19 protein-coding genes are annotated in these 24,060 nt (G+C 62.6%); 8 read left to right on the top strand and 11 right to left on the bottom strand.

Annotated elements, in window-relative coordinates:
• Positions 1–6: 6 nt before the first annotated feature.
• Genes AC4EEO_RS06285 through AC4EEO_RS06275 form a run of 3 tightly spaced genes read right to left on the bottom strand, consistent with a single transcriptional unit; the run spans position 7 to position 3,216 of the window.
• The gene (locus tag AC4EEO_RS06285) at positions 7–1,431 is read right to left on the bottom strand and encodes a sugar nucleotide-binding protein (protein ID WP_491340113.1); all 1,425 of its coding nucleotides are present in this window, start codon (positions 1,429–1,431) and stop codon (positions 7–9) included.
• A 3-nt stretch (positions 1,432–1,434) separates the two neighbouring features.
• Positions 1,435–2,433: a dTDP-glucose 4,6-dehydratase gene (gene rfbB / locus AC4EEO_RS06280; protein WP_018760197.1), complete on the bottom strand. Its 999-nt coding sequence runs from the start codon at positions 2,431–2,433 to the stop codon at positions 1,435–1,437.
• Between the two features lie 30 nt (positions 2,434–2,463).
• Entirely contained in the window at positions 2,464–3,216 is a 753-nt protein-coding gene (locus AC4EEO_RS06275; protein WP_018760198.1) for a glycosyltransferase, read from the bottom strand.
• Positions 3,217–3,426: 210 nt separating this feature from the next.
• Here AC4EEO_RS06275 and AC4EEO_RS06270 point away from each other — a divergent pair, with 210 nt between their 5' ends.
• The 6 genes from AC4EEO_RS06270 to AC4EEO_RS06245 all read left to right on the top strand — a co-directional run bounded on the left by AC4EEO_RS06270 (position 3,427) and on the right by AC4EEO_RS06245 (position 9,330).
• A complete protein-coding gene (locus tag AC4EEO_RS06270; protein WP_109045109.1) occupies positions 3,427–4,179 on the top strand; it encodes a glycosyltransferase family 2 protein in 753 nt (250 codons plus the stop codon).
• Entirely contained in the window at positions 4,179–4,568 is a 390-nt protein-coding gene (locus AC4EEO_RS06265) for a DUF2304 domain-containing protein (protein WP_109045110.1), read from the top strand. The genes AC4EEO_RS06270 and AC4EEO_RS06265 overlap by 1 nt, the downstream gene beginning before the upstream one ends.
• Positions 4,568–5,464: a glycosyltransferase family 2 protein gene (locus AC4EEO_RS06260; protein ID WP_491340112.1), complete on the top strand. Its 897-nt coding sequence runs from the start codon at positions 4,568–4,570 to the stop codon at positions 5,462–5,464. Before AC4EEO_RS06265 ends, AC4EEO_RS06260 begins: the two co-directional genes overlap by 1 nt.
• A complete protein-coding gene (locus tag AC4EEO_RS06255) occupies positions 5,464–6,387 on the top strand; it encodes a glycosyltransferase (protein ID WP_109045112.1) in 924 nt (307 codons plus the stop codon). The genes AC4EEO_RS06260 and AC4EEO_RS06255 overlap by 1 nt, the downstream gene beginning before the upstream one ends.
• A gap of 43 nt (positions 6,388–6,430) precedes the next feature.
• Positions 6,431–7,294 carry a glucose-1-phosphate thymidylyltransferase RfbA gene (gene rfbA, locus AC4EEO_RS06250; protein WP_491340111.1) on the top strand — a complete coding sequence of 288 codons (864 nt, stop codon included), beginning with the start codon at positions 6,431–6,433 and terminating at the stop codon, positions 7,292–7,294.
• Positions 7,295–7,356: 62 nt separating this feature from the next.
• A complete protein-coding gene (locus AC4EEO_RS06245; RefSeq protein ID WP_491330183.1) occupies positions 7,357–9,330 on the top strand; it encodes a DUF6541 family protein in 1,974 nt (657 codons plus the stop codon).
• Between the two features lie 109 nt (positions 9,331–9,439).
• Here the strand turns inward: AC4EEO_RS06245 and AC4EEO_RS06240 are convergent, their stop codons facing one another.
• The 6 genes from AC4EEO_RS06240 to AC4EEO_RS06215 all read right to left on the bottom strand — a co-directional run bounded on the left by AC4EEO_RS06240 (position 9,440) and on the right by AC4EEO_RS06215 (position 17,120).
• Positions 9,440–11,530, bottom strand: a complete 2,091-nt coding sequence (locus AC4EEO_RS06240; RefSeq protein ID WP_491340402.1) for an acyltransferase family protein — start codon at positions 11,528–11,530, stop codon at positions 9,440–9,442.
• A gap of 72 nt (positions 11,531–11,602) precedes the next feature.
• Positions 11,603–12,328: an ABC transporter ATP-binding protein gene (locus AC4EEO_RS06235; RefSeq protein ID WP_018760208.1), complete on the bottom strand. Its 726-nt coding sequence runs from the start codon at positions 12,326–12,328 to the stop codon at positions 11,603–11,605.
• Complete coding sequence (locus AC4EEO_RS06230; RefSeq protein ID WP_491330185.1) at positions 12,329–13,210, bottom strand: ABC transporter permease; 882 nt, start codon at positions 13,208–13,210, stop codon at positions 12,329–12,331. It lies immediately after the preceding gene.
• On the bottom strand, positions 13,207–15,228 hold the full coding sequence (locus tag AC4EEO_RS06225; protein WP_491330186.1) for a glycosyltransferase: 2,022 nt from the start codon (positions 15,226–15,228) through the stop codon (positions 13,207–13,209). The genes AC4EEO_RS06230 and AC4EEO_RS06225 overlap by 4 nt, the downstream gene beginning before the upstream one ends.
• Complete coding sequence (glf, locus tag AC4EEO_RS06220; RefSeq protein WP_491340110.1) at positions 15,225–16,412, bottom strand: UDP-galactopyranose mutase; 1,188 nt, start codon at positions 16,410–16,412, stop codon at positions 15,225–15,227. Before glf ends, AC4EEO_RS06225 begins: the two co-directional genes overlap by 4 nt.
• Before the next feature lie 123 nt (positions 16,413–16,535).
• Complete coding sequence (locus AC4EEO_RS06215) at positions 16,536–17,120, bottom strand: acyltransferase (protein WP_491340109.1); 585 nt, start codon at positions 17,118–17,120, stop codon at positions 16,536–16,538.
• 180 nt (positions 17,121–17,300) lie between these two features.
• Here AC4EEO_RS06215 and AC4EEO_RS06210 point away from each other — a divergent pair, with 180 nt between their 5' ends.
• Positions 17,301–21,368, top strand: a complete 4,068-nt coding sequence (locus tag AC4EEO_RS06210) for a type VII secretion EssC family protein (RefSeq protein ID WP_491340108.1) — start codon at positions 17,301–17,303, stop codon at positions 21,366–21,368.
• Positions 21,369–21,466: 98 nt separating this feature from the next.
• On the opposite strand, the gene AC4EEO_RS06205 is transcribed toward AC4EEO_RS06210, so the two are convergent.
• Positions 21,467–21,955: a hypothetical protein gene (locus tag AC4EEO_RS06205; protein WP_109045121.1), complete on the bottom strand. Its 489-nt coding sequence runs from the start codon at positions 21,953–21,955 to the stop codon at positions 21,467–21,469.
• A 230-nt stretch (positions 21,956–22,185) separates the two neighbouring features.
• Between AC4EEO_RS06205 and AC4EEO_RS06200 the strand changes: the two genes are divergently transcribed.
• Positions 22,186–22,434, top strand: coding sequence for a WhiB family transcriptional regulator (locus tag AC4EEO_RS06200; RefSeq protein WP_003804966.1), 249 nt, complete (start codon positions 22,186–22,188; stop codon positions 22,432–22,434).
• Between the two features lie 135 nt (positions 22,435–22,569).
• On the opposite strand, the gene AC4EEO_RS06195 is transcribed toward AC4EEO_RS06200, so the two are convergent.
• Positions 22,570–24,036 carry a sensor histidine kinase gene (locus AC4EEO_RS06195; protein ID WP_018760216.1) on the bottom strand — a complete coding sequence of 489 codons (1,467 nt, stop codon included), beginning with the start codon at positions 24,034–24,036 and terminating at the stop codon, positions 22,570–22,572.
• Positions 24,037–24,060 lie beyond the last annotated feature (24 nt).

The raw sequence follows: 24,060 nt of genomic DNA, 5'->3' as shown, positions 1-24,060 counted from the left end.
GAACGTCTAGACAGTCGCCGACTGCTGCGTAAGGTAGGCTTCAAGACCCTCACGCGCAGCCCTGGGAGCGAAACCTGATGCCTTGATTTTCGAAAGGTCTAGCACGCTGCTGAGCGGTCGCGGCGCAGCATCCTTGCCCTTGAAATACTCTGCCGTACTCACACCGGAAACAGCATCACGGGATCCACCGGACAGCGCGTAGACGTCCTTTGCGATGTCGGCCCACGACTGCGGCTCACCGTCGTTTGTCAGGTTGTACGTCCCGTAGTCGGCTGCGCTCTCGAGAAGGTGCCGGATGCCCGCCGCAATGTCCTCCGTGAATGTCAGGCGGCCGATCTGGTCGTTGACCACTGACGGCTCAATCCCCCGGGCGGCGAGCGACGCCATCGTCCTGACGAAGTTGTTGCCATCGCCGATAACCCAACTCGTGCGAAGGATGTAGTGGCGAGCCACCGTGCTGACAATCGCGTCCCCTGCCGCCTTGGTCTGCCCGTACACCCCCAGCGGACTGAGAGGCTCGTCCTCCGAATGGATGGACTGGGAACCGTCGAAGACGTAATCGGACGAAACGTGGACCAGGGTCAGGCCATGCTCGACGGCGGTCTTTGCCAGGTGCGCGACGGCGGTCACATTGTTGGCCCAGGCGGCGATCCGGCCTTCCAGGGTCTCGGCCGCATCGACGGCCGTGTACGCCGCCGCATTGATGATGGTCGAATAGTTCTTCCAGTTCCTGGCTGCAAACGCTTCAGGATCGGTGACGTCAAACTCCGCCCGGCCGACGAACTCGACGGACGGATCCTCGGCGTAAAGCGTCCGCAGGGCCTTCCCCAACTGACCGTTCGCCCCCACCACCAGCGTCTTCTTCGCCGGCATGGGCACGACGTCGGCCAGCCGTGGATGGGCTTTGTCCTTGTCGGACAGTTCTGCCTGTTCAAGCGAAATCGGCCATTGGATGGCTGCGGACTCGTCGGCCAGGTTCAGGAACGTGTACTGTCCCTGCGCATCGGCTGACCAGTGGTCATTGACCAGATAGGTGTACGCCGTATTGTCTTCCAGAGTCTGGAAGGCGTTCCCGACGCCGCGTGGAATGAAGATCGCTTGGCTGGGGTCGAGTTCGGCCGTGAACACGCTGCCAAACGACGGGCCTTCGCGAAGATCGACCCAGGCACCGAAGATGCGCCCGGTGGCAACGGAGATGAACTTGTCCCAGGGCTCCGCGTGGATACCACGCGTGGTACCGGCCTTTTCGTTGAACGAGATGTTGTTCTGCACCGGCCGGAAGTCGGGCAGCCCAAGGGCGAGCATCTTCTCGCGCTGCCAGTTTTCCTTGAACCATCCCCTGTTGTCCCCGTGGACCGGCAGGTCATAGACGACGACGCCGGGAATTGGAGTCCGGTGGGCAGCAAGCTTTTTGGAGAACTCGATGGTCATCGGTTACTGGCCCTGTTCCTTGTACTTCGCTTCCGTCTGGGCCTTCTGCGGACGCCACCAGTCCTCGTTGGCCCGGTACCAGGCAATGGTGTCCTCGATGCCCGCGTCAAAGTTGGAGAACTGGGGTGACCAGCCGAGCTCATCGCGCAGTTTGGTGGAATCGATGGCGTAGCGCAGGTCATGACCCGGGCGGTCCACCACGTGGTCATAAGCATCCGGCGATTCACCCATGTGCTTGAGAATCAGCTCGACAACGTCCTTGTTGTTCTTCTCACCGTCAGCACCGATGAGGTAAGTCTCTCCGATCCTGCCCTTGGCAATGATCGCCAGGACAGCAGAAGAGTGGTCGTTGGCGTGGATCCAGTCGCGGACGTTCTCGCCCTTGCCGTAGAGCTTGGGACGAATGCCATCGATGACGTTCGTGATCTGGCGCGGAATGAACTTCTCCACGTGCTGGTAGGGGCCGTAGTTGTTCGAGCAGTTGCTGATGGTCGCCTGAAGGCCAAAGGACCGCACCCATGCCCGCACCAGCAAGTCCGAACCTGCCTTCGTGGACGAGTAGGGACTGGACGGGTTATACGGCGTCTGCTCGGTAAACCGCTCGGGGTCATCCAGCTCAAGGTCTCCGTAGACCTCGTCCGTGGAGATGTGGTGGAAGCGCTTGTTGTGCTTTCGCGCAGCCTCGATGAGCGTGTACGTGCCAATGATGTTCGTGTCCAGGAAAGGACGGGGGTCGTGCAGTGAGTTGTCGTTGTGCGACTCGGCCGCGTAGTGGACCACGACGTCGGCGGCAGCCACCAGCCGGTCCACCAGCTCTGCGTCGGCAATGTCGCCCTGGACAAATTCGAACCTGCCCTCGGGCAGCCCCTTCAACGATTCCATGTTGCCTGCGTATGTCAGCTTGTCCAGGACGGTTACACGGTCATCCGTGTTCTCAAGAACGTAGTGGACGAAGTTGGAACCAATGAAGCCGGCGCCGCCGGTGACAAGGAGATTCTGCATGAGCCCAGCTTAGCGTCTCGGCCCTCCCCCTCACCGACCGCGGACTCTGCGCGACGCCTCAAGGACCAGCCGGGCAAGCATGAACCGTGCGGCCGCTATGCGCCGGAGCGAACGGAAGCCGGCCGGCGTCTCGTTTTGTTCATGAAGGCGCCGGAGCAAGCTCGGCGCTTCGAGGTGGGCAATTGACTGTGCAAGGTTGCCGCAGATGGCGATCCAAAGATCGTGCGACTCCCGGACGTAGGACGGGATGGGGGTGACGACGTCAACGAAGTCGCGCCGAAACGCCATTCCGCAACCGTAATAGGCGCGGTAACCGACCATGATTCCCACGAGGTTCGCCATGCGCCGGCCGTCCATTTTCCCCGTCAGTGGCGGGATCCATGGCCGCGGGCCGCCGCCGAGCATTGCAAAGTTCGTGGCTACCACGGCGGCGTTCCGGAGGCCGTCCAGCATCAGGGCGACCCGGCCGGGAACCCAGACGTCATCCTGGTCGGACAGGAAGATGAAGCTGCCCCTGCTCGCGCCGATAGCGGCTTCGAAGGCGCGGACGTACCCCACGTTGCTGGCTCCCCGAATTAGCCGGATTCTCGGGTCCTTGAACCCGTTGATGACGTCAACGGTGTCGTCGGGGGATGCGTCGTCGTAGATGACTAGCTCGTCCGCGGCATCCAGCTGGTCGAGTATCGAACGGATTTGGTCCGCGATGAAGGACGCACCCCGGTAGCTCGCCATGCAAACGCTGACACGGGTGGCGGAAGGAACGCTGGGTGGGATGCTGGTCATGCAACCGACACTAACTGATTCACCCCTGCCTCTGGTGGTGGCTGGCGATGTGCGCCCCTGCCAAGTCCGCCGCGGACTCGGCCGCGCCGGCCGGCACGCGCTAGTATGCGAACCACTGGCCAACTGGCTGGCGGGGCAGCCGCGGCCTGCCGACTGTCCGTGCAGGCTCCGGACAGTGCGCAATCGCCGCGTTGATATAGTTGGGACATTATGCGCAATTTGGAAAACAACCGTGTGCTGGTCATCATGCCGGCGTGGAATGAGGCTGATTGCGTAGGGGCAACCGTGGCCGAAGTACTGAGCCTCGATGAGCCCTACGACGTCCTGGTAGTGAATGACGGCTCGACCGACGGCACACCGGACCTCGCAGCGGCGGCAGGGGCAACTGTCCTGAACCTGCCGTTCAACCTGGGTGTCGGGGGCGCGATGCGTGCTGGATTCAAGTACGCCCAGCGCCTGGGCTACCGGCAAGTCATCCAGGTTGACGCCGACGGGCAGCATGACCCGCGAAATATCCGCGAAGTACTCAACGGCCTGGAATCAGCCGACATCTCCATCGGCGCCCGGTTTGCCGACCGCGGCGACTATGCCGTGAAGGGCCCCCGGAAGTGGGCAATGAAACTCCTGGCGACTGTCCTCACCAGACTTGCCAAGACGCCGCTTACTGATGTGACTTCCGGATTCCGCGCTGGAAACAGCCGCGCGATCGCGCAGTACCTTGACCACTACCCGGCTGAATACCTTGGAGACACGATCGATTCGCTGGTGGTGGCCATTCGGTCCGGGCTCAAGGTCACGCAGGTTCCCGTGGCGATGCGGCCCCGGCAGGGCGGCACGCCGAGCCACCACCCCATCAAAGCCGCCGTATACCTCGGCCGTTCCTTCTTCGCACTCGCCTTCGCCCTCACGCGCAAGCGATCCAATGTTGCCTTGCCCCTCCCCCTGATGGCAGGAAAGAACTGATGCCGAATATTGCCGCATTCTTCCTGGCCCTGGCCATCGTCGGGCTGGTCGCGGAGATGCTCCGACGCAAGAAGCTGCGCGAAAAATACGCGATCTGGTGGCTCGTCGTCGGAATTGCCACCTTGGTTCTTGCCGCGTTCCCGCAGCTCCTGGATTACGTGGCCCAGGCAGTCGGAGTCCAGCTCCCCTCCAATCTGCTGTTCATCCTCAGCATCCTGATGCTCCTGGGCGTCTGCCTGCACCTGTCCTGGGAAATATCGGTCGTTGAAGAAGAGACCCGCGCCTTGGCCGAAGAAGTTGCCATTTTGCGGATCCAGATTGAACGGATTAACGAGGTGATGGTTGCCGGCCGGCCCGGAGGCAGCCAGGACCCGGAGGTTGAGCCCTAGTGGTGGAACCCTCGCTGGACATCTTCGTGCCCTACTGGGGCGATCCCGACTACATGAAAATCACGGTTGACAGCGTCCTTGCGCAAACGGATCCGCACTGGTTCCTCACGGTGGTGGACGACGCCTACCCGGATCCCACGGTGGAAGATTACGTACGGAACATCGATGACCCCAGAATCACGTACGTCAAGAAAGCCACGAACGAAGGCATCACCGAGAGCTTCAGGACCTCCATCCAGATGGCCCGGCAGGATCTGGTCGCCGTAGTTGGCTGCGACGACATCCTCCTGCCGAACTATGTGGAGACAGTGCTGCAGGCCTACCGTGACAACCCGGAGGCGGACATCATCCAGCCGGGGGTCCAGGTCATTGATGCGGCGGGCGACCCCGCACGCACCCTCGTGGACACCGTCAAACAGCGGCTCCTCAGGCCGTCGGCAGGCGCTCCCCTCCTCCTGTCCGGCGAAAGGCTCGCCACGAGCCTCCTGCATGGAGACTGGTTGTACTGGCCGTCCCTCACGTTCAAAACCTCGTCAGTCCGCACCGTCGATTTCCGCGATGAGTTCCGCATCATCCAGGACCTTGCCCTCATCATCGACATGATCCTTCAGGACCGCTCGCTGCTGGTGGTGCCCACTGTTGCCTTTGCCTACCGGAGGCATACCGAAAGCGCATCTTCGCTCCTGCTCCAGGACGGCTCCCGCTTCGACGGCGAACGCGAGTACTTCAGCCTGGCAGCCACGCTCACCCGGTCCCGGGGCTGGCGCCGGGCGGAACGGGCCGCCAAGCTTCGGCTGACGTCGAGGCTTCATGCCTTGTCGCTGATGCCCGGCCTGGTGAAATCCCGTAATCTCGGAGCAATCCGCACCATGGCCAAGCACGGGCTGGGTGCCTGATGGCCGACACGTCCCAAAGCACCCGGACAGCCGCCGTCGTCAGCACCTTCAATCCTCACCACAATGTTCTGGAAAACTGCGCGGCACTGTTGGACCAGTGCGTCGACGTCGTTGTCGTTGACGACGGCAGCACTGCCGCCGACGAGTCCGTCTATTCCGAACTGGAGGCGCTCGGCTGTACGGTTTTGCGACTCCCGCAAAACTCCGGAATTGCGGCGGCCCTGAACAGCGGCATCGCACTTGCACGGTCCCGTAACCCGTCGCTTGCATTCATTCTCACCATGGACCAGGACTCGCTGGTCCAGCCCGGATTTGTCCAAGGCCTTGAGGGCGCTGCTGGTGCGGCAACCGGCGCCGGGCTCGGGGTGGGCATGGTGGCGCCAGGGGAAGTCAGCGGACTGCCGCGGCGGGTGGTGCGGACTCACCACGGAGTGACCATCGGGGACGAGCCGGTCCAGTCGGGTCTCCTGATTCCAACGGCCAGCCTCGACGCCGTGGGGCCCTTCAACGAACAGCTGTTCATCGACGGGGTGGACAGCGAGTTCTACCTGCGCGCCAAGGCCCGGCAACTGCACTGCGTCATTGCCCTTGACTGCTCACTGCACCATTCCCTCGGCACCATGGTTCCGGCGCGCCTGGGTCCGTGGCCTGTCACATGGCGCGGAAAGCCCCTGATGGTGAGGACCGCCTCCACCTGGCGCTACTACTTCATTGTCCGCAACCGCGTCCTGTTGGCGGCCAGGTTTGCGCTCAGGGAACCCTATTGGACCGCGCGGGGACTGCTCACGGACCTCCGGCACCTGACTGTCGTCAGCGTCCTCGCCCCCGGCAGGCGCCAGCGCCTCGTAGCGGCCCGAAAAGGCCTCGCCGACGGGCTCCGGCGGAAGTCGGGCCCGGGACCCGAACGGCAGCCCGGCACCTGATCCCGTTTTGGCCGTGGCTGCGTCGTGGGGAATGATTGATCCCATGCGTGGAATTATTCTGGCCGGCGGAACTGGATCGCGGCTGCACCCCATTACCCTTGGCATCAGCAAGCAGCTCGTCCCGGTGTACGACAAGCCAATGATCTACTACCCTCTCTCCACGTTGATCCTTGCTGGGATCAGGGACATCCTGATCATCACCACTCCGCACGACGCCGAGCAGTTCCAGCGCCTGCTGGGCGACGGATCGCAGTTCGGCATCAACCTTTCCTACGTCCAGCAGCCCTCACCCGATGGACTCGCACAAGCTTTCATCCTTGGTGCTAACCACATCGGCGACGAAACAGTAGCGCTTGTCCTCGGCGACAACATCTTCTACGGACAGGGCATGGGAACCCAGCTTCGGAAGCATGCGGACATCGACGGCGGCGCCGTGTTTGGCTACTGGGTGAAGGACCCCAAAGCCTACGGCGTTGTTGAGTTCGACGGCGACGGCAAGGCACTGTCCCTGGAGGAAAAGCCGGAGAAGCCCCGCAGCCACTATGCGGTGCCCGGCCTCTATTTCTACGACAACGATGTCGTGGAAATTGCGCGGGACCTCAAGCCTTCCCCCCGCGGCGAACTTGAGATCACAGATGTTAACCGGACCTACCTTGAGCGGGGCAAGCTGCAGGTCGAGATACTCCCCCGCGGGACTGCCTGGCTGGACACCGGAACTTTCAATGACCTCAGCGATGCTTCCAACTTCATCCGCACGGTCGAGAACCGTCAGGGGCTGAAGATCGGTGCCCCTGAGGAGATCGCATGGCGCCAGGGCTTCCTGACCGACGACGACCTCCGCCAGCGTGCCGAGCCCCTGGTGAAGAGCGGCTACGGCAGCTACCTTCTTGGACTTCTGGAGGACTAGCACATGGTGATGGCCATCGCGATGCGCCTGGCCCTTTTCTCGTCGTCGTCCCTGGAGTATTAATGAGCTGGTTTTCCGTCCTGCCGACTGCCTTGGCGTGCCTGCTGCTGTTATTTGCGCCCGGCACGCTCCTGATCGTGGCACTGGGGTTGCGGAATCCAGCATTCCTGGCAGTTGCTCCGCTGCTTACGGTAAGCGTCGTCTCGGTAAGCGCCATCGTTGCCCCTTACCTCGGCATCGGATGGTCGCTCCTGCCCGTGGGGGCGGCAACGGTGCTCCTCGCGGCGGTCCTCTTCGCCATCCGAAGAATCCCGGCACTCCGCCAACCCGTACTTCCCTGGCGTACTGCGCTGGCAGGATCGCAGCGGATGCTGCTCCTTGGAGGTGTTGGCTTTGGCATTGGTGCCCTTTCCATAGCAATCCAACTCCGCACCGCCTTCGGCAGGCCGGACAACATCTCCCAGACGTTTGACAACGTCTTCCACCTCAACGCCATCCGGTATGTTCTGGATACCGGTAATGCGTCGTCAATGACGCTGACGGGGATGACCAACGGCGACAATCCGCCGTACTTCTACCCGGCGGCATGGCATGGGCTGGCCTCGCTCCTTATCCAGCTGACGGGCGCCCCGCTGCCGGCCTCCGTCAATATCCTGAACCTTTGTATCGCCGCCGGCGTCTGGACCTTGGGCTGCATGTTTCTGGTGCGTACCTTGGTCGGGCCGAACCCCTATGCCGTGGGGGCAGCAGGCGTCCTGGCAGCCGGGTTTGGCTCCTTCCCCATACTGCTGCTGGATTTTGGTGTCCTCTACCCTAATTTCCTTGCCGTCAGCATGCTGCCTGCAGCTTTGGCTTGCGTGAGCATCTTCTTCGGCAGCCGCCAGTTCGTAAACATCGGTCCCGGAGCCCGGTTCCTCCTGGCTCCCATGACGGCCCTCGGCGTGGCGATAGCACACCCGAACGGGGTCATGTCACTTCTCGCGCTCTCCGTACCCGTCCTGCTTGCGGCCTGGGCCTTCTTTGCCATCGACCGGCGCAGGGCCGGACGTCCCATTAGGCTCACCTTGGCTGCCGGGGCAGGCCTGCTGGCCACGTTCGGCGTCATGGCTGTCCTGTGGAAGATCATCAGGCCTCCCGCTGTAGCGGCGTTCTGGCCACCAATCCAGACTCAGGGCCAGGCCCTTGGGGAAGTCCTAACCAACTCAGCCATGCAACGTCCCGTCGCATGGGCAGTGAGCGCCCTTGCGATAGTGGGACTGGCAATTGTGTTCCGGCGGCGCGCCACAGCCTGGTTCGCGGGATCATTCATCGTCGTCGCACTGCTCTTCGTCGTCGTGTCAGCCGGCCCGGCGGGCCGGTACAGGGACTTGCTGACCGGCGTCTGGTACAACGACAGCTACCGACTCGCAGCCCTGCTGCCCGTCGTCGGAGTGCCGCTGGCAGCGATCGGTGCCGCCTGGCTGATCGAACGCTTGCAGGAACGCACCCTCCGGCTTCGGAGCAAAGCGGCCCCCGGGGCCGCCCCGGGACTCCTGGACAGCGCAGGGCCAATCATTGCGCTGGTGGTCGTGGGCCTGCTGCAGGCACCGCCTATGGTTACGCCCGTGTTGTCCGCGCAGGCGAACTACTCGACGACGCCGGATTCCCCATTGGTCAGTTCCGACGAGATGGCCATCATCCAGGAACTCGACAACTATGTCCCGACGGATGCAACCGTCGCGGTCAACCCCTGGACCGGTGGGGCCATGGCCTTTGCCATTGCGGACCGCAACACCACGTCGAAGCACACCCTCACGACCTACACCAAGGCCACCGAGCTGCTGAACGACAAGTTCCGCGAAGCAGCCACCGACCCCTCAGTGTGCGCGGCTGCGCGGGACGGCAATGTCCGGTATGTCCTCGACTTCGGCACGCGTGAAGTCCACGGTGGGAATCACGGCTTCCAGGGATTGCAAATCCCCGACGCGGCTCCGGGATTCAAGCTCCTGGACCAAAAGGGCGACGCGAAGCTGTTCCAAGTCACTGCTTGCCAGTGACATCCGGGTAGCCCCCGGCCGGTAGCCCCACTGCAACCAGTGGTACTGGGCGTTCGGGATCGCTGCTGTGGTTCCCACAGAGTCGCGGACCGGGAACGCTGGTCCCTGCCTACAGCCTCAGCTTCCGCGAAAGGACCGGAGCCAAGGACTTGGCAAACGTGTTTGTCAGGTGGTTGTCGCGGTACACGAGCACGTTTCCAATGACGGCCGGGCAGGTTTCCTGGCGGCAAAGGTAGTCGGATATGTCTATCACCTCAACGCCGGGCACCTGGTCAGCTGCACGTTGCAGCGGATCGTCCACTGCGGTCCTGGCCACCTGGCACTCCGGAGACGCCGGGCTTCTGCGCTGCACGCAGTCGGGGACTGAGAAGGTCGGGTACGGATTGTCGAGGATGACAGCCACCCTCAGGCCCTCGTTCCTGAGCGGCCTAATGAGGTCGACGTAGCCCTTCACCAAGGCATCCGGCGTGTCCCACCTCCAGTGGAGGGCCTCCTCGTAACCACGGGGCACCATCCCGGCAATCACCACCAGGTCCGGCCGGAGGTCCAGGATCCTTTGCAGGGACACTTGATTCTGCGCCGAACAGTTTGAGTAGACCGTTGAATCATCGGCGGGTGGCACGGCACTAAACGGACACCCGTTACGGACCATTGCATGGATCTGCCAGCCAGCCGGTTTCCCGGCGAGCACCATAGGGTCCACGAACTGGGCAGCGTGGGAGTCACCCACGATCACCATGTGCTTGGATGGGTCCGCGGACCCGTAGACGCACTTTTCGGGCCCCATAGCCGCCGGATCGTATACCCCGCAGCCATCTCCCGCCGTCGTTGGAACGTCTTTCAATGCCAGGGAGGCTTCCGGCCGAATCGGGAGTCCGGAGGGGACCGGCTTCTCATGGCCGGGGTCAAAGGCCATGGCACCCGGGTATTCACGGGTGTTGAGCAAGCTTTGGAGCTCTTGGGCTTTGGCTTCCACGATGCCCCACGGAACCAATGCGGACCCCGAGGTTGCGACCACTACACCGGCTGCCACGAGGAAGGTGGCAGCGGAACGAAAACGGACCCTCATGGTCCTGGCCTGGTTCGTCTTGGGACTGTGACGGACATGCCTGAAACGCTGCTCGACAAAATAGTAGGAAAGCGTTGCGCAGAGCATGCTGAGTACCAGGATCGCGGCACCATGCAGGATCCCGGGTCCGCGGCCGAGGAAGTACACGTAAAAGACGACAATCGGCCAGTGCCACAGGTACAGCGAATACGAGATGTCGCCAATAAAGGTTACGGGCCGCCAACTTAGTAGTGCGGGCACGGAGAGGAAACCCGGGGCCGGATCCTGGCCTCCCGCACATAGAATCAATATCGTAGCTGCGACCGGGATCAAGGCCACATACCCCGGAAAGGCCAAGGACGTGGAGAACGTCAGGGCCGCGAAAAGAATACCTGCCAGGCCGGCCCACCCTGCCACCAGCTTGGGTGTGCGTCCCGGCAGGCCGCCCTTGAGGAGCACGGCGACCAAGCCTCCTGCCCCCAGCTCCCAGATACGGGTGCTCGTGGCGAAGTAGGCAACGTCGTGATCGGAACTGGACAGGAAGATGCTGTGGACGAACGAGCAGACGGTGAGGCCGCCGATGACAGCGACGCAAACGGATGCAGCAGCCCACTTGAACTTCCGGGCGAGGAAGACGCCGCCGAGCAGGAAAATGGGCACGAAGATGTAGAACTGCTCCTCAACGGCCAGGGACCAGTAGTGCTGGACCGGCGAAACCGAGGCTGTGGCGTGCGCGTAGCTGTTGGCACTAAACGCCTGGTTCCAGTTCTGGACCTGGAGCCCTGAGGCAATCACGTCCAGGCTGACCGACTGCCATCGGCTTTGCGGAAGGAGCATCACCGTCCCCAGGACGATGACCAGAAGCACGAGGGTCGCTGCCGGAAGCAGCCGCACAATCCTTCGTTCGTAAAAGGACAACAGGTCAAGGCTGTTGGATTTAGAAATCTCCCGAACGAGTGAGCCTACGATCAGGAATCCGGAGATCACAAAGAAGACGTCAACGCCGACAAAGCCCCCGGGGAGAATAGTCGGCCAGACGTGGTAAACGATGACCAGGCCCACAGCGACCGCACGGAGGCCCTGAATGTCAGAACGGACCGATCTGAGTTTTCGACCGACTGGAGTTGTCCGGACATGGCGGCCAACCAGCATCTCTACTGTTCGGGGCATCAGCGCCGCGATCTCACGCGCGTAGTCATTGCAGGGCCTGTCGGGTGCGAAGGATCAGGACCGCAGGAGCGCAACCGCGTCGTGGATGGAGCCGTCGAACTTCACGTTGCCGTGCTCCAGCAGTATGCCCCGTTCGCAAATCCTGGACACAAGGTCGAGGTCGTGGCTCACGACTACCAGGGTCTTCCCGTCACGAGCCAGTTCTTGAATCTTGTCGATGCATTTTCGCTGGAAGGGCTCGTCGCCTACGGCAAGGATCTCGTCAATGAGGAACACTTCGGGGTCGGTGTGGACCGCTACGGAAAACGCGAGCCGCAAATACATCCCGGAGGAGTAGAACTTAACTTCGGTGTCGATGAACTGGCCGATCTCCGAGAACTCCACGATCTCGTCGAACCGGTCATTGACCTGCTGTTCAGTCATACCGAGGATCGCCCCGTTGAGGTAAACGTTATCCCTCCCCGACAGGTCAGGGTGGAAACCGGCGCCAACCTCAATCAGCCCGGCTACCCGCCCCCTCGTCTTGACCGTGCCGGTGTCGGGCAGCATCACTCCCGAAATGTGTTTCAGCAGCGTTGATTTACCCGAGCCGTTCAGTCCCAGCAGCGCTACCGTTTCGCCCGCTTGGACCTCAACGGAAACGTTCTTCAAAGCATGGAACTTTTCGGACAGATCACCCTTTCGGCCCTTGGCCAACCACACCACAGCCTCTTTCAGGGACCTGGTGTGGCGCAACACGAACTGCTTGCTGATATTCGAAACTTCTATCGCCGTGACCACTTAGAGCTCCTGTGCGAAACGGCCCTCGAGGCGCCGAAAGGTGTACTGACCCAAAACAACAATGACCACCGCAACCACGAGCCCGACGGGCAGCCACAGACCAAAGAGGTTCGGTGGCATGGCTGCTGAACCGTCCGTCGTCGGATACCAAAACGCGTAGTGGAACAGCTCCACCCCGATGGTGATCGGGTTTGCCTGGTAGATGGCAAACGCGGTGCTTCCAAGCTTCTGCTCAACCATGGACCACGCGTACATGACGGGGGAAGCCCAGGTGGCAACCATCAACAGCATGTCCACGAGGTTTTCCGAATCGCGGAAGTATACGTTGGCTGCACCGAAGAGCAAGCCCAAGCCGGTCGCAAGTAGTCCCACGATAATAAAGCCGGCAACGGCAGCCAACAGTTGCACCAGGTTCGGATGCCATCCCGCGAAGATGCAGCCGACGACGAGAACCACGAGCTGGGGGAAGAAGTGAACCGCAGACACCCAGACGGAGGCCACGGGGAACAATTCGCGTGGAAGGTAGATCTTCTTGATCAGGTTTCCGTTCATGACGATGGACCGTGCCGCATTGCCCAATGCCTCGGAAAAGAAATTAATCAGGACAATGCCGGAAAACAAGTAGACGGCATAATTTGCCAATCCGTCTGGATTCCTGGGACTTCGCTCCAATCCGAGGAAGATTCCCAACGCCACATAAAAGACGATGAATTGAACGCCCGGTTTGACATAGGACCAGAGAAGTCCAAGAACGGAGCCCCGATAGCGGACTTTGAGTTCTTTCCGCACCAGCAGCTTGAGCAGGAAACTCGACTGCTTGATGTCCCGCAGTCCCCCGCCCAGCCCTGGCGTGGTCAGGTCACTGGTGGAAATTACGCTCACTTGATCTCATTCTGCGTATGCTGCTCGAACGTCTTCCTCCACGACTCGATCGATGTCAGATCGTTCATGGCTGATTTGTATTTCTTGCTGAGTGCAGGCCATTCCTTTAACAGAGCCGCGTGGAGGCGCCCGCTTTCGGCCAGCATTTTCCTCAGCCGCTTGGGATCACGCCGGTACCACGAGGCACCTGTTCCTTCGGCATTCGAGACCACCGCACTGTCGTACTGCGCCATCCGCCACCAGCGGTTGTCCTGATGCGCCACTGTCGTCTGCGGCCGTTCGGCACTGGTGCCCGTGACCGGCTTGACCAACTGCCGGGCGATGGTCTTGGCTGCCCAGGGCAGGAGGGTGATCCTCGAAGGCTGGGACGGGCCGTGGCCGCGTCGAGGAGGCTTGTCCATCTTTGGGGCAGGAAAGTCTTCCGGATCGGGCCGGAACACAGCGTCGGAGTGCCCCGACATCATTTCCCGAATTTCCGGTAGCTTGGTAGCCAGCAGGCCGGGCAGTGCCTCTGGGCCCTTCAGCACATCTTCCAATGCCCATTGCCGTCCTTGTGCGGTGGCATACTGCATGGACACCATGTGCTTGACGTCGCCGGACTGAGACGACCTCACAATTTCGCCGCCAAACTCATATGGGCTGTGAAGCAGTGCGGCCACGACGCGGTTCCGGGAGTGGAAGTAGGCCTGCCAACCGACCAGGTCATCCTTATCAATCCAGGAGACGTGCCAAACCGCGGACCCCGGCAGCGAGACCGTGGGGTAGCCGTGTTCCTTTGCGCGCAGACCGTATTCAGCGTCGTCCCACTTGATGAACAGGGGAAGCGAAAGCCCGATGTCCCGGATGACCTTGGTGGGGATCAGGCACATCCACCAGCCGTTGTAGTCGACGTCGCAGCGCCGGTGCAGCCACGACGTCTGACGCAGGTTGGACGACAGGAAGTCGTGCCCAAGGATCATGTCCTCGCTGGGGAGTGCGGGCTGGAACCGGTAAGGGTTGACGACTTCGCCAAATGTATGCAGGACTGTCCGGTTGTACAGGTCGAACATGTGTCCGCCAACCAAGGTCGGCGTCTTGCACCGGTCCGCGAAGGTGAGCAGGCGGATGATGCTTTCCGGCTCAACGACGATGTCGTCGTCCATCAGCAGGACGTAGTCGCTGCCGTTTTCGACGGCCTCGAACATTCCGCGTGCGAATCCCCCGGAGCCGCCCAGGTTGGACTGGTTGATGATCCTGAGTTTGCCGTTAAGGGCCTCTTTGACCTCATCGAATCCGGGTGCGTCGGAGAGTTTCTGTGTGCCCTGGTCAACGATCAGGATTTCTTGCACATGCGCCAAGGCTTCAACGCTGTCGGCCAGGAGACGGAGGTTGTTCAGGCAGAAGTCCGTCTTGTTGAGTGTGGTGATCTGGAGAGTAACCGACCCCGGCGTACTCTCGACTGCGGGCCCTTGCCATTCGGCGTCGAGCATGATCAGAGGCTCGGTTCCGGCCAACAGGTCGAACCAGTACCATCCACCGTCCCCAAACGGAGCAAGCGACAGTTCAAAATGGCTTTCCGAGATTCCCTCGACACGGCGGGTATCCACCCGCTGCAGTGATCCGCGGGCGTTCGACTTGTAGACGATGACTGAACCGGCGCCTTGGGTGCGGACCTGCAACCGGATTTTGTCCACGGTTGTCCACCGACGCCAGTAGCTGGCGGGGAATGCGTTGAAGTAGGTGCCGAAGGAGACCCGCTCCCCCGACCTCACGGAAGTGGAGTGCCGCGAGAGGAAGTCCTCGACGTGCGCCTCCTTCGAGGGGCTGCTGATGGTCCGGGGCTTGGTGTCTTTTCCGTCCCCGTCGCCGATTGTGGGGAGTTGGATGCCGGTTGCCGTGCCCATGTCCATATACAGGGGGGCCGTGTCCATCTGGCTTGCGCTGGGCAGGATGACCCGCTGAAGGGTATTCCAGTTCGCCGACGACTCGTCAGCTGCCCCAACGGCGGCTTTTTTCTGGTTCGCAGTTGACACGCTCATGCGTCTACGCCTCCACTTTCCAGCTTCACGCCGCTTTGGAAGTGCGGCCGGATCTTGTTATCGAACATGCTTAGCGCGGATCCAATAGCCATGTGCATGTCCAGGTATTTGTAGGTGCCCAGCCGGCCGCCAAACAAGACGTCGGTTTCGGCGGCTGCGAGGTCGCGGTACTTGAGCAGTCGCTCCCTGTCGGCGGAGGTGTTGACGGGGTAGTACGGTTCGTCGCCTTTTTCGGCAAATCGCGAGAACTCCCGCATGATGACCGTTTTTTCGGTCTGGTAGTCGCGTTCGGGGTGGAAATGGCGGGGTTCGATGACGCGGGTGTAGGAGACGTCGTCGTCGTTGTAATTGACGACGGAAGTGCCCTGGAAGTCGCCGACATCAAGTACTTCTTCTTCGAAGTCGATGGTGCGCCAGGACAGGTCACCCTCGGCGTAGTCGAAGTAGCGGTCCACCGGACCCGTGTAGACCACGGGGATCTTGCCGACAACCTTGTTCTTGCTGTATTCGTGCGATTCGTCGAAGAAGTCGGTATTCAAGCGCACCTCGATGTTCGGGTGCTCGGCCATCTTCTCGATCCACGCGGTGTAGCCGTTGGTGGGCAGGCCCTCGTACTTGTCGTTGAAGTACCGGTTGTCGTAGTTGTAGCGCACGGGCAGCCGGGAAATGATGCCCGCTGGCAGGTCCTTCGGATCCGTCTGCCACTGTTTGCCGGTGTAGTGCTTGATAAATGCCTCGTACAACGGGCGGCCGATCAGCTGGATGCCTTTGTCGTTGAGGTTCTGGGGATCGGTGCGCGCCAGCTCGCCGGCCTGTTCCTGGATGAGATCCCGCGCTTGGCCGGGAGTCAGGTTGGCGCGGAAGAACTGGTTGATGGTCGCCAGGTTGATGGGGAGGGAGTACACCTCTCCCTTGTGGACGCCATAGACCTTGTGCACGTAATTCGTGAAGGTGGTGAACCTGTTGACGTATTCCCACACACGCTCGTTGGACGTGTGGAAAAGGTGGGCGCCATACCGGTGGATTTCGATACCGGTCTGCTCTTCCTTTTCGCTGTAGGCGTTGCCGCCGATATGGTGGCGGCGGTCGAGGACGACGACCTTCAGGCCGAGCTCGCTAGCGGCCTGTTCTGCGATTGTCAGGCCAAAAAAGCCGGACCCTACAATGACGAGGTCAGCGGTCACAAAATCTCCTGGTTTGAATACGGGCAGCACAATGGAGTGCATCGTCTGCTGTTCTAGCCTACCCGAGGGACCATAACGTCCGTCGAATCCGCCGGGCCCTTGTGGTCCGTCGCACATCCGACCTCAGGCCGGCCGCAGGACCCCGCTCCGCTCGATATACGCATCCCGTGTTTCGGGGCAGAGCCATTGGCTACCTTCGCTGACCAATGGTTGGCCGGCCTTGCCCACCCAGCCGATGCGCCGGGCGGGGACTCCCGCCACGAGAGCGAAGTCGGGCACGTCCTTTGTGACCACAGCGCCGGCCGCCACCATCGCCCACGCCCCAATGGTTACGGGCGCTATGCAGACTGCGCGGGCACCAATAGCAGCTCCCTCGAGGATGGTCACGCCCACTTTTTCCCAGTCCTCCTCTGTCTTGATGGTCCCGTCCGGAGTAACAGCGCGGGGAAAGACATCATTGGTCAGGACGACTGCTGGACCAATAAAGACCCCCGCCCCAAGAACCGCCGGTTCGTATACCAAGGCGTAATTCTGCACCTTGCAGTTATCCCCCAAAACCACGCCGGGGCCGATGTAGGCGCCGCGGCCCACGACACAGTTCTCCCCTAAGCGCGCCGCCTCCCGGACCTGCGCCAGATGCCACACTTTGGTGCCCGCTCCGATACTCGCGCCTGCATCAACGTCAGCACTGTCCGCGATGGTGCCCAAAGGATTCTCCCTTGCTGCTCATGGCCCGCTTTTGAGGGGACCGGGTGTAGCGATCCTAGCCGAGCTCCTTCCGTGCAAGCAGGACTCCCTGGCAGGGTTTTCCACATAGAGCCCGAAACGGCTCCCCAGGCTTTCCCTTCATGGATAGCGTGACGCAATACGCACGAAGGATTGGCACCCATGACCCTGCATTGCACCTTGGTTGGTGGTCCGGGCTCCCCACATCTCCGGGCTCCTCTCGAACTTTCCATCGAGGCCCCGCCCGGCACGCCGGGAGCGGACATCAACGAACAGTTGTCGACAAAATTCGGCACCGGGCCGGTCACTGTGGACGGACGTGATCTCCGTTCGTTGGTCTCCGGAATTCCGCCGCTGGTAAGCGCGGCAATTCTTGTCGACGGCGGCACCTCGCAGTCAGGGCAACGGCCGCGTCGTCTCCGGGCCGCTGATACCGCGGCCCCGCTGGCACTCGCCATTCACAGCGGCGCTGCTGCGGGAACAGTCATCCCGATCCGGCGAGGCAGCTACACCATAGGTCGCAGCGGTACGCGCGTTGTCATACCGGATCCGGAGTTGTCGCGCGAGCACGCACGCCTTGTCGTCACGGACACGGATATCATCCTGATCGACCTGGACAGTGCAAATGGCACCTACGTCGACGGTGAGAGGATCCGGAATACTGCCATCTCCACGGATTCCGGTATCAGGTGCGGGCAGTCCACCATGTCGCTGATGTTTTCTGACCAGTCGGAGAGGGTCCTGGCCGATGCCGGAAAATCCGTGGCCGAACCCATCCTTGTCTCCGGCGGGGCTGAGGCCGGCAACCGCGCACTGCTGCTGCTGGCCGCAGTTCTCCCGCTGGCGATTGGCGTGGGGCTTGCGGTGGTTACCGGGATGTGGATGTTCCTTGCCTTCTCGGCGGCGTCCGCGTTTTCTGTTCTCGTGCCCGTCATCAGCGGCCGGCGGCAGAGGCAGGAATTGGCGGCTGCTGTTCAAGCGGCAGTGCGGGAAGACAGGGAACGCCGGCGCCGGTGCGCCCCGTCCCTTGCCCTCGTTGCCCTGGCAGCGCACCGGAGCACCCAGACGCCGGTGCCCCATTTGGCGTCCGACGGCGTGTGGCTGAGGTTGGGCGAAATGGACCAGTACGCCAATGTCCGAATTGAGCCGGCACGCGCCGTCCAGTCCATCCACCCGGTTGGGCGGGTCCCCATCGTCCTTGACCCGCGCCGGCCGCTCACCATTATTGCGGGCTCTTCGGCGGTCATAGACGGCGCCATCAGGTCCCTCGTCATGCAACTTGCGGGCTACCCCTTGGCTGACACGACGGGGGTGGTCGTCCACGGCCGGCCGAAGGATCTGCCGTTGGCCGCCCGGTATCTTCCCAGGGCAATCCTCACCGGAACAACTGATGCCGCCCTCCGGGTCATCGAAGGAGGTGGCCCATCAGGTTCAGAGCGAAGTGTCCTGTTGATCCGCAGTACGGACCCGGCGGACGAGGGCGACGTCAAAGTCCGTGAAGCCGCTGTGGAACGGGGTTGGCAGGTTCTTCATTTTCGTCCGGAGCACACCGAATCCCCTTTAGCTGACGTGTTTTTGTCCGAGGGCAGGTCGGTCATGCTCCTTGACCACGACAAGCCGGTCTTTGTCCCGGACCTTCTACCTGAGGCAGTGTTCACCACGCTCTGCCGACGCCTGGCGAAGGCGCCCAAACGGGAGGACGGGCACGTGCGCTCCGTTCCGGCCACCGTCGCCCTCAGCGAGATCCTGCCCATGACGGCGGCTGAGACCGCGAGACGCTGGGAAGCCGCAGCGGAAAGCCCGGGGCTCGCGGTGCCACTGGGCCTGGGTGCGGCCGGCCCGAGGACCCTGGACCTGCAGGCCGACGGTCCCCATGTGCTCATAGCAGGCACCACGGGCTCAGGAAAATCGGAATTGCTCCGGACCCTTACCCTGGCGCTCGCCCTGAGCTACCCGCCTGAGCGCGTCAACTTCTTCTTCGTCGATTTCAAAGGTGGCTCCGGCTTGGGTCCACTCCACGGCTTGGTCCACTGTGTCGGACTTCAAACCGACCTGACCGGCGCCGAAATGGAACGCACCCTGATGTCGCTGCGGGCAGAAGTCAGACTCCGTGAGGAGCACCTCTCGGCAGCCGCCGTACCGGACCTCGCAGCGTACAGGTCCTCGCACGCGGCCAAGGATTTCAACCTCCCCCACCTTGTTGTCATCATCGACGAGTTCAGGATGCTTGTTGACGATGCTCCGGAAGTGCTGCGTGAGCTGCTGCGGATCGCTTCCATAGGGCGGTCGCTGGGTATCCATCTTGTGATGGCCACGCAACGGCCACAGGGTGCATTGACGGCCGACATCCGGGCGAACGTCACCTCCAGCATTGCCCTCCGCGTGCAGTCGGACATGGAGTCAGTGGACATCATCAATTCGAAGGCCGCGGCGGCCATCGGAGTGGATACTCCGGGCCGTGCGTTCCTCGCCCGCGGCGCGGAACCTGCTGAAGCGTTCCAGGCCGCGTCCCTGCCACCCATTTCCGAGGATCAGCTGCACGGTCCGGTCGTCATCCAGCCGACAACCACGTACCTTGCTCCCCGGGAAGCGGCGGCCCCGTCCCCGCCGTCCCCTGCGCCAACCCCTGCCACGGCGGCGGCTCCCCTGGTGGCACTCGTGGAATCCCTGTGCACGGCGCATGGCAAACAAGTCCCCCGGAGACCGGTGGCTCCTCCCTTGCCGGCAGACCTGGAAGAACCGGGGCAGGATTTTTCATCCGACGGATACCAGGCAGCACGGTCCATGCCCGCTGGACCTGGCGACGACGAAGGCTGTGTGCGCCTGGGACTGATGGATCTGCCCCAGAAGCAGAAGGTGGTGACTCTGGCCTGGAGCCCTGCCATCGATGGGCATGCCGCCTTCCTTGGCAGTTCCACCTCCGGCGCGCCGGAAGCCCTTGAACTGACGGCCGGAAGATTGATGGCCAGCCCGTCCGAAGCCCACTTCTATGTCCTGGACAGTACGGGAAGCTTTTTGCCCTTTGCGCACGCCGGCCGGACCGGGGCCCACGCCGGTATCCACGAGTTGCGCCGGGGAGTCCGAATCCTGGAACGTCTTACCCGCGAACTAGGGAGGCGACTTAGCCGGCCGGCCGTTGGGGAGGTACCCCTGGTTCTCATTGTGTCTGGCTGGGGCTCCTGGGTTTCAGCGTTCCGGTCCGGCCCATTGGCCTGGGCCGAAGACCTGGTCCAGGACCTCGCCCGCGACGGGAGCAAGGCTGGAATAACTCTGTTGCTTTCCGGTGAACGCGAACTGGTCGCAGCGAGGTTCTACGCATCCATCCCCAACCGCTTCTATTTTCCGTCCGGCTCCACCGAAGAGAGCCGTGCCGCATGGCCCCGGATGCCCTCCGTTCCCCCGGTGGCGGGAAGGGCTGTCGCATTTGGGCCTGCAGCCGCCGGCGGCCCGACGGTCTGCCAGTTTTACCGAGAATCCCTCGCTGGCCACGGGCAACCATCTCCCTGCAGGGACGGCCTGCCTGCGGCATCGCCGCCGTTCAGGGTCGAACCCCTCCCGGCTATGATCACCGCCGTCGAGGTCACGGCACGTGCCGGGCGCAGCACAGCGTTCCGGACTGGTGCCGAGAACGGGCAAACTGGCACTGCAGACGCCTCGGCAGGAACCGGGCAAGCCCGGGCCGTCCTGCTGGGCGTGGCAGGCGACGAGCTCGATGCGATCGCCGTCCGGATTCCAGCCGGCGCCGTGATGGCAGTCCTCGGCGGTCCCGAAAGTGGCAAGAGCAACGTGCTGCACGCTATAGAAACGCTCAATTCCGGCAAGGGAGTTTTGTCAAGCCCCGTGCCGCACATGAAAGCCGGAAACCTTTGGCGGGGCGTGCTGGAGCAGGCCCAGGCCGGAGAGCTTTCGCCCGACACGCTGCTGCTCGTCGACGATGTAGACCTTCTGGACCCCGCGGCAGTGAAGGACCTGGGCCACCTGAGCGGTTTGGGCTATTCGATGGTGGTCACCGCAAGGTACAGCCCGTTGCTGCCACAACGCGTTCCTTTGATCATGAACGCCCGGGCGGCCGGCCTCGGTCTTCTGATGTGCCCGCGGACGATGGCCGAGGGTGACCTGTTCGGGGTCCGGTTTGAGGTGGAGGCGAATCTGCCGCGCGGGCGTGGCATCCTGATTTCTGAGGGACGATCGTGTGCCCTGCAGGTGGGGTGGGCAGGGGCCGCACCCTGAACTGCCGGGTGTTCCCTGCCGTTGCCCCAGATCCGGGCGTTCGTTACCCAGTCCGGACGTTTACAAGGAACGAACCAGTGGCGCCTGGTGCAGGGGCGTCAGAGAGCAGGGGGAGGACTGCCCGTTCGGGACGCGTGGCCGATCACCCTGTTGGAGAACAGCAGAACTATGGCGGCCGCCGCTGGTACCACCATTGCCGCGCCCGCAAGGACCAGGCCGCTGGTCAAGGTTGGGACACCAATCGTCAGGACGAACAGTTGGGCCACCAGCGCCGCTGCCCGGGTCCACCGGTACCCGCGATAGAGGAAGACGGATACCGCAAAGAGCCAGGCCGAAAAGGCCAGCAGGAGGCCCAGAGTGAAGACAGCTCCCCAGAAAGAGAGCACGGGGCTGCCGGTGAACAGCTCGTACCCGTACCAGCCTGCAGCAACCAGCAGGGCAAGGGCTTCGGCACCGGCAATCAACGCCACCACGGTGGCAGCAACGGGTGCGGGAGTGGAACGCTGGTCGGCCGGGCGGCCGGGTCCGTTGCCGGGCTCGTCCGGAATCGCTGGGACACCTGCTGGGTTTACCGGGGGTCTTGACACACTGGCACCCTACCGGACATAGTCGGACACTGGTGAGGGCAGGAGCCGCCACTGTGATGCATCGCTCAGGTTTCCACTGATATCAGGCGTTATTACCCCTTGTTTACACAGCGTTAACATGACAGGCTTGATGCAGATGACCAAGGGGGCCCAGAGGGCCCCTTTCCTTTGTAGCCACTAGTGAATAATTTCACAAAGGGCACTTCCCAGAAATGGAGCAACTGATCAGCATGGATTGGCGTAACCGCGCAGCGTGCCTCGACAAGGACCCGGAACTGTTCTTCCCCGTCGGAAACACAGGCCCGGCCCTCCTGCAGATCGAGGAAGCCAAGAGCGTCTGCCGCCGGTGCCCCGTAGTGGACACGTGCCTCCAGTGGGCTCTGGAATCCGGCCAGGATGCCGGTGTCTGGGGCGGCATGAGCGAAGATGAGCGCCGCGCCCTGAAGCGGCGTGCCGCCCGCGCCCGCCGGGCGTCCTAGAAGGCGGGCAGCCGGCACCGTTAAAACGGACCTTACAACCAGAGGCCCCGGATCGATCCCAAGGATCGGTCCGGGGCCTCTGTCGTTTGGTTTTACCCACCACCGGGCGCCATATCGGCGCGTACGGTCCGTGGCCTACTTCCCGTGCAGGCTGAGCCTGATCTTGACCTCGGTTCCGCCGCCCTCCCGGCGTTCCCACGTGATGGTGCCGCCCAGTTCACTGGTGACCAAGGTCCGCACGATCTGCAATCCAAGCCCCTCGACATGCGGGGTCTCCGGGAGCCCCACGCCGTCGTCTGCGATGGTTACCGTCAGTTCCTCGCCATCCTCCCCCTCGGACCTGTCGGCCAGGAGCCACACTGTCCCGGCCCTCCCCTCAAGACCGTGCTCCACGGCATTGGTCACCAGTTCGTTGATCACCAGGGCAAGCGGTGTGGCCAGGTCGCTGGGCAGCTCACCGAACGTGCCGGAGCGTTCAGTCCGTACCTGCTGTGACGGGGACGCAACCTCGGCGGACAGCCTGAACTGGCGGCCAATCAGCTCGTCAAAATCAACGCTCTGGGTCAAGCCCTGCGACAGGGTCTCATGCACAAGGGCGATGGTGGCCACACGGCGCATCGCTTGTTCCAGTCCCTGTTTGGCCTCATCACTCACCATCCGCCTGGATTGCATCCGCAGCAGCGCAGCCACCGTCTGGAGATTGTTCTTGACCCTGTGGTGGATCTCTCGGATGGTGGCATCTTTGGTCACCAACTCCATTTCCCGCCGCCGCAGCTCCGAGACGTCCCGGCAGAGCACCAACGCACCGAAGCGCTGCTGTTCATCGCGCAGGGGGATGGCACGCAGGGACAGGCTGACACCGCGGGATTCGATCTCGCTGCGCCACGGCATCCGCCCGGTAACCACCAGCGGCAGGGTCTCGTCAACCATCCGCCGGTCCTTGAGGAGGCCGGCCGTGACCTCGGCAAGGGAACGCCCTTCAAGGGATTCACCGTCGCCAAGGCGGCGGAACGCGGAGACACCGTTCGGGCTGGCATACTGCACCACGCCATCGGCATCAAGCCGGATCAGGCCGTCCCCCACGCGGGGTGCACCCCGGCGCGACCCGGTAGGCGAGGCAAAGTCCGGCCATAATCCCAGGGTGCCCATTCGCAACAGGTCATACGCGCACTGCCGGTAGGTCAGCTCCAGCCGCGACGGCATCCGCGAACTGGACAAGTCCATATGCGTGGTGACCACCGCAAGCGTCCGCCCGTTCCGGACCATCGGGACCGCCTCCACCCGAAGCGCCATCTCACTGTTCCAGTTGGTCTCGCTGGACCGCTCAATGGAGCGGCTGTTCCAGGCTTTGTCCACCAGCGGCTGCAGGTCGGAGCGGATCCCTTCCCCCACGAAGTCGCTGTGGAAGGCGGTATGCGTGGTGGAAGGGCGCACGTGGGCCAGGGCGACATAGCCAAGCTCCGGGTGGGGGAACCACAGTGCCAGGTCGGCGAACGCCAGGTCCGCGACCATCTGCCAGTCCCCCACCAGGAGGTGCAGCCATTCGGCATCGCCCGGCCCGAAATCAGCGTGTTCCCTGATGGGGTCCGTAAAGATTGCCACTGCACCTCCAGTTGCGACGCCGCA

This window comes from Pseudarthrobacter sp. MOO13 (assembly GCF_058267655.1).
The sequence above is the reverse complement of the archived record's forward strand: the minus strand, read 5'-3'. Positions and strand labels throughout refer to the sequence as shown.

What these genes read in the sequence shown, in the direction of transcription:
- AC4EEO_RS06210 (WP_491340108.1), top strand. Translation starts at nt 17,301, where the DNA reads ATGACCCTGCATTGCACCTTGGTTGGTGGTCCGGGCTCCCCACATCTC.
- rfbB (WP_018760197.1), bottom strand. Translation starts at nt 2,433, where the DNA reads ATGCAGAATCTCCTTGTCACCGGCGGCGCCGGCTTCATTGGTTCCAAC.
- AC4EEO_RS06240 (WP_491340402.1), bottom strand. Translation starts at nt 11,530, where the DNA reads ATGCTGGTTGGCCGCCATGTCCGGACAACTCCAGTCGGTCGAAAACTC.
- AC4EEO_RS06285 (WP_491340113.1), bottom strand. Translation starts at nt 1,431, where the DNA reads ATGACCATCGAGTTCTCCAAAAAGCTTGCTGCCCACCGGACTCCAATT.
- AC4EEO_RS06200 (WP_003804966.1), top strand. Translation starts at nt 22,186, where the DNA reads ATGGATTGGCGTAACCGCGCAGCGTGCCTCGACAAGGACCCGGAACTG.
- AC4EEO_RS06255 (WP_109045112.1), top strand. Translation starts at nt 5,464, where the DNA reads ATGGCCGACACGTCCCAAAGCACCCGGACAGCCGCCGTCGTCAGCACC.
- AC4EEO_RS06275 (WP_018760198.1), bottom strand. Translation starts at nt 3,216, where the DNA reads ATGACCAGCATCCCACCCAGCGTTCCTTCCGCCACCCGTGTCAGCGTT.
- AC4EEO_RS06270 (WP_109045109.1), top strand. Translation starts at nt 3,427, where the DNA reads ATGCGCAATTTGGAAAACAACCGTGTGCTGGTCATCATGCCGGCGTGG.
- AC4EEO_RS06265 (WP_109045110.1), top strand. Translation starts at nt 4,179, where the DNA reads ATGCCGAATATTGCCGCATTCTTCCTGGCCCTGGCCATCGTCGGGCTG.
- AC4EEO_RS06225 (WP_491330186.1), bottom strand. Translation starts at nt 15,228, where the DNA reads ATGAGCGTGTCAACTGCGAACCAGAAAAAAGCCGCCGTTGGGGCAGCT.
- rfbA (WP_491340111.1), top strand. Translation starts at nt 6,431, where the DNA reads ATGCGTGGAATTATTCTGGCCGGCGGAACTGGATCGCGGCTGCACCCC.
- AC4EEO_RS06245 (WP_491330183.1), top strand. Translation starts at nt 7,357, where the DNA reads ATGAGCTGGTTTTCCGTCCTGCCGACTGCCTTGGCGTGCCTGCTGCTG.